Origin of the sequence: Brevibacillus nigriterrae (assembly GCF_049846925.1) — a bacterium.
In the GTDB taxonomy this organism is placed as follows: domain Bacteria; phylum Bacillota; class Bacilli; order Brevibacillales; family Brevibacillaceae; genus Brevibacillus_H.
Genome location: NZ_JBNCMT010000036.1, coordinates 49,942 through 60,270, shown reverse-complemented (window position 1 = coordinate 60,270; position 10,329 = coordinate 49,942). Strand labels below are relative to the sequence as shown.

The window sequence follows — 10,329 nt, the reverse complement described above, 5'->3', positions numbered from 1 at the left end:
GTCCTGCGAAGCGACGGTTTCTGTCTGCTTGATATGTCTGGCGATTTCGGCAATCGTTTTATATTGCATGATATCCTTTACTTCCAGCTTGACGCCGTGCCTTCTCAGACGGGAGACGATCTGGATCGACTTGATCGAGTCTCCGCCGATGTCAAAGAAGCTCTGCTCGATGCCCACTTGCTTGAGTCCCAGCACCTCACACCAGACGCTGGCAATCGCTCGTTCCACGTCATTTCGCGGAGCAACGATTTCCCTTTCTGATTGGGAAACATCTGGCTCTGGCAGTGCTTTTTTGTCGATTTTTCCATTGGGGGTAAGCGGCAGCTTTTCCAGTGTTATCAGATAAGCAGGCACCATGTAATCCGGCAATTCCCTGTGCAGATGCTCTTTTACCTCTGCTACGGAGAGTTCTCCATCTCCTACCAGATATCCGCACAGGTAGCTCGCACCTGACTCGTCTTTTCTGTCGATGACAACAGCTTCCTTCACCTGCGGATGCTTCGTCAGTTGTTTCTCGATCTCTCCCAGCTCGATGCGATAGCCCCGGATTTTTACCTGCTGGTCCATTCTGCCGAGGAACTCCAGATTTCCGTCCGGCAGCCATCTTGCCAAGTCCCCCGTTTTGTAGATTCTCTCTCCTGGTACATACGGATTGAGGACAAACTTCTCTTCGGCCAGCTCTGGCCGATTCAGGTATCCTCTGGCAACGCCATCTCCCCCGACACAAAGCTCTCCGGGAACGCCGACAGGCAACAGCTTGTGATGCTTGTCCATGATGTAGGCGGTCGAGTTGCTTACTGGCTTTCCGATTGGCACGGACTTGTCCTCATCCCACTCTCCAGCAATCATGTAGGCAGTGGAGATGACCGTATTTTCCGTAGGGCCGTATCCGTTGACGACGGTGATATCTTTGTATTTCTTCACCAGTCTGCTTACCTGTTTGCTCGAAATGACGTCTCCTCCGGCGATGACGTAGCGGATATTTTGGAACGTCTCGATTCGCTCTTGGCAAATCTGATTGAACAAGGTGGTCGGGAAGATGATATGGGTAATCTGATGCTTGTGAATGTACTCTTCGATTCGCTCAAGATCCAGCATCAATTCCTTTTTTTCCATATGCAGCGGAATCCCGTTCAACAGCGCCAGCCAGATTTGCTGCACCGAGGCATCGAAGGAGAGAGAGCCGGATTGCAGCAGCTTATCCCCTTCTTTGATGTCAATGTAACCGGCATTCTTCACGATCTTGATCAGGGATTTCTGTTCCACACACACCCCTTTAGGTTTTCCGGTGGTGCCCGAGGTGTAAATCACATAAGCCAGGTCTGTCGGCTGGTTGATTTCACTCAAATTTTTCTTGCTCTCCTGCGAAGCTTCCCGACCTGCCACATCGATGAACATGACTCCGGTTTCTTCCAGATTCAATCGTTTCGCCTGATTCTCTTTTCCGATGAGTATCCTGCTTCCGCTGTCCTCCAGCAAATATCTGATTCTCGCTTCCGGATACTCCTCATCGATGGGCAAATACGCTCCGCCCGCTTTGATAACTGCGACCATGGCGATAATCGTCTCTACGCTTTTATCGCAGAGAATGGCTACGATGCTGTCTCTGGTAATTCCCTTCGCTCGCAGCACGCGGGCAAGCTGATTGGCTCTTTCGTTTAACTCCCTGTAGCCAAGCTCCACCCCGTTGGATACGACAGCGATGTTTTCTTGAGCGAAGGCAGCCTCTTCCTCAAATATTTCCTTCATCGTCCTAATAGCGGGATAGTCTTGTTTGGTATCGTTGAAGTGATCCAAAATTTGCACCGTTTCTTCAGCCGTCACCAGATCGATGTCAGATATTGCGGCATTGACATTGCTCATGGCATGCTCCAATACCTGCACGTAGCAATTCAGAAAGCTATTGATCGTATGTTTGCCGAATCGATTGCTGTTATAGGTTACTTCCAGAGAAATCGTCTGTTCGCTGCGTTCGATACAAATGTGAATCTGGTCTTTGTATGCCTCCATTAACTGCTGAATGTCTTGGGGTTGATGCAAGCCTTTCATGCTAAAGCTGAATTGTCCGAGCGGCCTGTCCGTCTCTTCCATCCCGGCTTCCGCAAAAACATGCTGCATTGGATAAAACTGATGCTTATAGACTTCAATAAGCTCCTTTTTGCAGTTCCCAATGATTTCTTTTACACTCATCTCGTCATTCAGCAATGTTTTGTAAGGAAGATAGAGATTGTCGGCAGGCTCCGTCGATTCCTCGTTGCTTTCCTCATAAGCAGGTATGTTGATGAAGAAATTTTTATGAATCAATCGGTACACTTGCATTTGAAAGGCTGACATCATGATGATGTAAGTCAACAAATCAACATTGCCGCTAATTTTCCCTATTCTTTCGCTAAGCTGTCTGTTCAAATCTGTTCGAATCACCGCTTTTTGAAAGGGGGACGGATTGCTATTGTCATCCAGAAGCACTTGATCGTATGATGCCTCTGCTACCTTTTGCATCCAGAAATGTTTGGATTCCTTCAATTCCTCCAACGAATGAAGCTCATAGAGACTATACTTCATTGTTACCTCCTAGTAATGGTAAAACCGTAGGCTAAAAGCTGAACTCAAGATCATTGCATTTCTCTAAATGTTGTTTCTTTTTGTTGATTTCCGATTTCATTCGCTCTTTGTCTTCGTCCCGAATCATCTCAATATTCGTTACCTTCTCATCTTCGTTTGCCAGGATGTTTTCAAAAATCAGAATCAGTTGATTAGCGATCTTTTCAATAAATGTCGCTTCATGCACATTTTCGTTGTACATCAGGTCAAGCATCAGTTCGTTTTCGAGTGTGAAAGCAATATTCAGGTCATAATTCGTCTGTTCTCTCGAGCTCTCTTTTTTCATCCGAAAACGGGAACCGTCTGCCTGTTCAGGATTTGCCGTATCTACCGGATAGTTTTCAAAAACGGTAAGAATTTGCACCAAATCCTGTTTCAGCGTGCTTAATTTTTGGATTTCGGCAAGCGGCAAATATTCATATTTTTTTCCTGTATTGCTCTGATTCTGCACTTTCTGAATCAACTCTTTAACCGTCAGATTTTCTGTATTCTGAATTCTTACAGGCACAGTATTAATAAAGATTCCCACGATTCTTTCAATGCCATGCATCTCTGCAGGTCTTCCGGAGACTACGGTTCCAAATACGACATCATTGCTGTTTGAATACTTTTGCAGCAACAACCCCCATGCAACCTGACAAATGGTATTGAGCGTCACCTGGTTTCGCTTTGCAACTTCCAATAATTTTTCGGTTGCGATCCTGTCAAGCTTCACCGATTGAATGCCGTCCTTGTAGTCCTCGCTCTCGCTCTTCTTTTGAGGCAGGGTAATGGTCTGCTGATAATCTGCAAGATATTCTCTCCAGTAGTTCATTCCTTCGTCTTGATCTTGCTCGGAAAGCCATCTTATATACGTGTCGTATTCAAATACTTCGTTCAGATGAACTGCATTACCCTGATCGAGCGCTCGGTAGATGAAAAGCAGTTCATTAATTACGATTGCGATCGACCATCCGTCCAAGATGATATGGTGAACGGTTATCAGCAATCTAAAATCATTTGATCCCATTTTCACTACATTGATTTTGAAGAGAATATCCTTTTCAAGATCAAAGCCTGAAGATATCTGCTGCGTTTTATAGTTGGCGTAAGCTTCTTCTTTGAACGGGAGGCTGGAGTAGTCTTCATAAACGATGCTCGCTTTTTTCTGATTAAGCACAATCTGAGCAGGGTGCCTCCAATGATCGAAAATGATTGTTCGAAGCACGTCGTATCGATTCAGCAGGACATCATATGACCTCTCCAAGATATCCAAATCGATTGTCCCTTCGACAACAAACGGAATTTGTATGACATAGGCTGTCGTTTGCCTGTTATTTAGATAGGTAAACAATATTCCTTCCTGCATCGGTGTAAGCCTGTTGATCTTTTGGATGACAGCTTTTTCATCGATATTCTCGCTTACATATTTTTGTATTTCCTGTACATCTTCGAGCGAGTAATCATTAATACCATAGTCTGTCGGGGTATACTCGGTCTTCTCTTTCCAGGTGCAACAGGCGATAACTTCCATAAGTTTGTCTTTGAATAGCTGGGCAAAGGCTTCTATTCTTTCGCTCGAAAATTCATTTCTATTAAAATCAATCTTCGCTTTAAACTCTCCTCTGTCCACCAACGAGTTCATTTGAATGCTTTCGTCGAACGAGAAGGCTGGGTGTATCTCGCTTCCTCTAGCCAGCTCTGAATACGTAATCCATTCACTATTTACATCCTGGTCAAACTGTCCCAGATAGTTGAAGCTGATGTCTGCCTTGATCTTGAGGTCAGCACTGTTTCTATCGGTCAACTGCGTCAGCATTCCATAGCCAATCCCTTTGTTTGGAACCTTCCGCAGGTATTCTTTGGTTCGCTTGATCACCATGCCGATCTCCTGGTCTTTCATCTCCAGGATCACCGGATAGCAGCTTGTAAACCAGCCCACTGTCCTTGTCGTATCCACGCCATCCACGATCTCTTCTCTGCCGTGTCCTTCGAGGGCAATCGCTATTTTCTCTGCTCCGCACCACTCTCTGGCTGCCAAGCCCAGCGCGGATAGCAAGATATCATTGATCTCTGTGTTGTAAGCCCTGTTCGTTTCTTTCAGCAGCTTCGCTGTCGTTTCCCGGTCCAGGGTAATGGTTCTTTTCACCATATCCTTCCAGACCGCTTTCGAAGTCTCCCCATCCCTCGGGATCTGATCCAGGGGCTCCTCGGCCAGCTTTCTCCAATAGGCTTTTTCTTTTTCCATTTTGCTGCTGTTTGCATATTCGTACTGCTTTTTCGCCCATTCCTGGAAGGAGGTGGTCTTCTCCGGCAACTGGATCGGCTTTCCTTCCCTGGCTGCCTGATAACCGTACATGAAATCTTCCAGAAGGATTCTCCAGGACACCCCGTCTACCACCAGGTGATGGATGATGAGCAGCAGGTGGTCTCCTTCGTTTGTCTTGAACAATCCCGCCTTGACAAGGGGGCCTGCTTCCACATCCATGGATGATTGCAGTACATTGGCCTCTTGCTCTATTTCTTGTTCACAGGATAGCGACACGACCTTGCATTCAAACAGCTTGGTATTGATTCCCTTGTTGAATCCGCTGACTCCTCCGTCATAGGAGAGCCTCATCCGCAGCGCGTCATGGTGAATTACGAGCTTTTCCAAGACCGCGCGCACATGCTGTTCCTCGAAGCCTTCTTTGGCGTAGAGCATCATGGATTGGTTGAAATGGCTGAAGACCTGCTTGTCCACAGCCTCTGCAAACTGCCTGATGATCGGGGTAAGCACGACTGGCCCTTCCACCACGTCCTGCGAAGCGACGGTTTCTGTCTGCTTGATATGTCTGGCGATTTCGGCAATCGTTTTATATTGCATGATATCCTTTACTTCCAGCTTGACACTGTGCCTTCTCAGACGGGAGACGATCTGGATCGACTTGATCGAGTCTCCGCCGATGTCAAAGAAGCTCTGCTCGATACCCACCTGTTTGAGTCCCAGCACCTCACACCAGACGCTGGCAATCGCTCGTTCCACGTTATTTCGCGGAGCAACGATTTCCCTTTCTGTCTGGGACTTGTCCGGCTCTGGCAACGCTCTCTTGTCGATTTTTCCATTGGGAGTAAGCGGCAGCTTTTCCAGCGTAACCAGATAAGCAGGCACCATGTAATCCGGCAATTCCCGATGCAGATGCTCTTTTACCTCTGCTACGGAGAGTTCTCCATCTCCCACCAGATAACCGCACAGGTAGCTCGCGCCTGACTCGTCTTTTCTGTCGATGACAACAGCTTCCTTCACCTGCGAATGCTTCGTCAGTTGTTTCTCGATCTCTCCCAGCTCGATGCGATAGCCCCTGATTTTCACCTGCTGGTCCATTCTGCCGAGGAACTCCAGATTTCCGTCCGGCAGCCATCTTGCCAAGTCCCCCGTTTTGTAGATTCTCTCTCCTGGTACATACGGATTGAGGACAAACTTCTCTTCGGCCAGCTCTGGCCGATTCAGGTATCCTCTGGCAACGCCGTCTCCCCCGACACAAAGCTCTCCGGGAACGCCGACAGGCAACAGCTTGTGATGCTTGTCCATGATGTAGGCGGTCGAGTTGCTTACTGGCTTTCCGATTGGCACGGACTTGTCTTCATCCCACTCTCCAGCAATCATGTAGGCAGTGGAGATGACCGTATTTTCCGTAGGGCCGTATCCGTTGACGACGGTGATATCTTTGTATTTCTTCACCAGTCTGCTAACCTGTTTGCTCGAAATGATGTCCCCCCCGGCGATGACGTAGCGGATATTTTGGAACGTCTCGATTCGCTCTTGGCAAATCTGATTGAACAAGGTGGTCGGGAAGATGATATGGGTAATCTGATGCTTGTGAATGTACTCTTCGATTCGCTCAAGATCCAGCATCAATTCCTTGTTTTCCATATGCAGCGGAATCCCGTTCAACAGCGCCAGCCAGATTTGCTGCACCGAGGCATCGAAGGAGAGAGAGCCGGATTGCAGCAGCTTATCCCCTTCTTTGATGTCAATGTAACCGGCATTCTTCACGATCTTGATCAGGGATTTCTGTTCCACACACACCCCTTTAGGATTTCCGGTGGTGCCCGAGGTGTAAATCACATAAGCCAGGTCTGTCGGCTGGTTGATTTCACTCAAATTTTTCTTGCTCTCCTGCGAAGCTTCCCGACCTGCCACATCGATGAACATGACTCCGGTTTCTTCCAGATTCAATCGTTTCGCCTGATTCTCTTTTCCGATGAGTATCCTGCTTCCGCTGTCCTCCAGCAAATATCTGATTCTCGCTTCCGGATACTCCTCATCGATGGGCAAATACGCTCCGCCCGCTTTGATTACCGCAACCATGGCGATAATCGTCTCTATGCTTTTATCGCAGAGAATGGCTACGATGCTGTCTCTGGTGATTCCCTTCGCTCGCAGCACGCGGGCAAGCTGATTGGCTCTTTCGTTTAACTCCCTGTAGCCAAGCTCCACCCCGTTGGATACGACAGCGATGTTTTCTTGAGCGAAGGCAGCCTCTTCCTCAAATATTTCCTTCATCGTCCTATGAGCGGGATAGTCCTGTTTGGTATCGTTGAAGTGATGGATGATCTGTTCTTTTTCCGCCTCAGTGACAATTTCGATATCCTGAAGGAAAACGTCCATATCCTTCGTTACCGCTTCCAAGATAAGTTCAAAATGCTCGATCAAACGCTCTATTGTTTGCTTTTCAAACAATCCCGTCTTGTACTCTATAAAGCCCTGCAATCTTTCATTTTCGTCGCTCATGATAAGGGCCAGATCAAATTTCGCAGTATTCCGTTGCACCGGATACTCTGTTACTTCCAGCTTGCTGTTGTTATCTATCAAGCCAATGTCAAACCTTTGCACGGAAAACATTACGTCAAACAGCGGGTTTCTGTTCGGACTTGCGTATGCTCCCAGTTTTTCAATCAATCTGCCAAAATCGTAATCCTGGTTCTCAAAAGCTCGCAAAGATTGTTTTTTTACTTCGAGCAAAAATTCTCTACACGTTTTCCCTGCACCAAGCGTATTCCTTATAGCGAGCGTATTTACAAACATTCCCACCGTTTGCTCCAGGTCTGGATGTGTTCTACCCAGCACCGGAGTTCCGATAATAATGTCTTCCTGCCCGCTATACTTGGCCAATAATATGTTTAAAGCGGCTGATAAAAGCATGTATGATGTCGTACCGGTGCTTTTGAGAAGATGATTGATCTTTTCTGCAAGACGTTCATTCAGTTCAAAAAAAACAGTTTTCCCTGCAACGTGTTGTGTAGAGGGTCTCGGATGGTCTGTCTGCAGATTCAATACAGGGACTTCGTCTTTCATTTGATCCAGCCAATACGCTTCCTGCTCTTTGAGAACCCCTTTGTTGAACAAACGGTTTTGCCAGTTTGCAAAGTCCTTATATTGTACCTTCACGTCAGGCAGCTGCTTTCCTTCATATAAATCAAACAGCTCTTTTAAGAGGATGGACGTAGAGAAACCGTCCGCTATGATATGATGAATTTCCAATATCAGCAGAGATGCGTCATTCCATTCCATTAGATGTGCCCTTAGCAAACCTGCTTCGCTTAGGTCAAAAGGACGAATCGTATCTTTGATCAATTCATCAAGCTCTTCCATCCTATCGTTGAAACTCTCATCGCATTTGTGATAGGAAAACGCTGCATTCCCTTGTTCATGAATTTTTTGAACGATCTCATCTGCCACAACGTGAAAACTTGTACGCAACGCTTCATGCCGCTCTTGTAACTGTCCAAAAGCCTTCTCAAGTCTTTCCTTATCCAACTCTCCTTTGATGGAGCAGATTTTCAATTCGTTATAACTGGTATTCTCTCTATCTCCCTGCTGGATTGCATACAATCTTTTTTGAACATAGGAAGTTGGATAATATTCCTGTGCCTCCATACACTCGATTTCGGTAAATGGCATATCCGATGTTCTTTCAAATGAAGATTCATTTAGCCATGCGGCCAATTCTTCGATGCACGGTCTGTTAAAAATCTCGGAAACGGCGATCTTTCTCAGAAACGTGATGTATATTTCGGCCGCTATTCTCAGCCCGGCCAAAGAATTGCCACCCAAATGAAAGAAGTTGTCTCTTATCCCTATCCTCTCAATCCCAAACACACGGCTCCAGATTCGGGCCAATTTTTCTTCCGTCTCATTTTGTGGTGCTATGTACTCTTCCCTTGAATCTGTCTGTTGGACAAGCTCCATCAGTGCTTTGCGATCCGTTTTCCCCGTTGAGGTTTTCGGGATGGAATCTATTCTGGAAAAGGATGCAGGAATCATATAATGCGGCAAACTCTTTGACAGACAGGATCGCCATTCTCTGTCTGAAACTTCTCGATCACTGACAAAATAGGCTCTCAGGCACGTTTCAGCCTTGTTGTCCATGAAGGCTAAAACGACAGCCTCTTTTACCGATTCGTGATGAAAAAGAGTGCTTTCGATCTCTTCCAGCTCAACTCTGAAGCCGCTTATCTTTACCTGAAAATCTTTTCTTCCCATGAATTCGATTTTTCCATCTGGCAGCAAACGGCCTAAATCGCCGGTACGATACATTCTCCTGTTGTCGGCGTGCTGTAAAAAAACAGCCTTCGTTCTTTCCTCGTCCTTCCAATAACCAAGAGAAACGCCCTTTCCGACGACAACAATTTCTCCTTCTCCCATTACCTCTACCATTTTCCCTTGTTCATCAACGACAAGCAGTTCGGTATGATCAACCACGCCACCTAGCGTAATTTTGTCTACGACCGTCTCATGTGTAATAAACAATCCGGAATTGTAAGAGGATTCCGTCTGTCCGTACAGATTGTACATGACGGCGTGCGGGAATTTGTTCTGAAAACCTTCCACATCGTATGAAAGGACGGCCTCTCCTCCCAGCACAACCAGACGAAGCTTGCGAGATTCAATCGCGCTTTTTAAGGAATTCATAAAATGTCTGTATAACGTCGGCACCGAATGCCAGATCGAGATGTCCTTCTCCTTGATCCACTCGACAAGAGACTCCAAGCTGTCCTGCTTTCTTATATCTTTTGGCAAGAGTGTAGCCCCGCTAAGAAGGGCGCTGTAAATGTCCATTACCGCGGCATCATGGCAATAAGAAGAAAAAAGTGTCAATCGATCATTCTCGGTAATCGATAATTCTTTACCATAACAATTGATAAAATGGAGGATATTGTTATGGTTTTGCATGACTCCCTTTGGCTGTCCCGTTGAGCCTGAAGTATACAAGATATAGGCAATCTCTTCTTTTCTGGCAGGAATGGACACGTTCGATTCATCTACATGTTCATCCATGTCGTCTATATTGATGATTTGAATGGCTGAATCCACGCTGCCTCTTAACCGAAGGGCCAAGTCCATATTCAGGTTATTGGTAATGATCGTTTTTGCTTCTGCATGGTCTATGATGAATTCTGCTCTTTTTTCCGGATATCCAGGGTCAATCGGAACATAGATCAAATCCGCTTTCAGCGCAGCCAGCATTCCTACGATCATTTCCGCACCATGCTCGAATAACAGAGCCGCTTTTTCACGGGAAAGATCTGTATTCCTGTGATTTTTGAGCAGAGTTCGTGCTATTTTATTAACCTCTCTATTCAAACGGTCATATGTATAAATCTTTTGATCTGTTTCTATGGCATGGTGATGGGGAGATTTGCATACCTGTTCCTCAAATTTTTTTACTAACATAAATCTTCCTCCTGGTTGATCTTCTATTGGCA

At 46.2% G+C, this 10,329-nt stretch carries 2 protein-coding genes; both read right to left on the bottom strand.

All coding sequences use genetic code 11. The features are described from left to right. A partial coding sequence (locus ACPW7N_RS21890) for a non-ribosomal peptide synthetase (RefSeq protein ID WP_425653445.1) occupies positions 1 to 2,562 on the bottom strand: 2,562 nt, incomplete at its 3' end. Between the two features lie 31 nt (positions 2,563 to 2,593). Further along, a complete protein-coding gene (locus ACPW7N_RS21885; protein ID WP_425653444.1) occupies positions 2,594 to 10,297 on the bottom strand; it encodes an amino acid adenylation domain-containing protein in 7,704 nt (2,567 codons plus the stop codon). Between the last annotated feature and the right edge of the window lie 32 nt (positions 10,298 to 10,329).